The sequence below is a fragment of the Corynebacterium sp. MSK158 genome (assembly GCF_030229085.1).
Lineage (GTDB): Bacteria > Actinomycetota > Actinomycetes > Mycobacteriales > Mycobacteriaceae > Corynebacterium.
This window is the reverse complement of the sequence record NZ_JASPHJ010000046.1, coordinates 1-278: the sequence shown is the minus strand read 5'-3', so window position 1 is coordinate 278 and position 278 is coordinate 1. Positions and strand designations below refer to the sequence as shown.

The window sequence follows — 278 nt, the reverse complement described above, 5'->3', positions numbered from 1 at the left end:
ACCCAGGCCTTGGTGCGCGACCTTCGCGCACTGGGTTACACGGTGGACGTCGACGATGAGCGCATCGATTCTGCCAGCGAGCGCATTCAGGAAATTGCCGATACGGAAGATAAGCCAGTAGGCGTTCCGCGCGCATTCGATGGCCTGCACTACATGCACCAGCTACCCGGCGGCATGCTTACCAACTTCGAATCCCAGCTGGAAACCGCTGGGTTGGGTGACCGCTTCGAAGAGCTGCTGTACGAGGTAGCTCGCGTCCGTGAAGAGCTCGCATACCC

At 60.1% G+C, this 278-nt stretch carries 1 pseudogene; it reads left to right on the top strand.

The annotated features are described in order from the left end of the window. Positions 1–278, top strand: a pseudogene (locus QP915_RS11625) (pyruvate carboxylase); the annotation flags it as partial.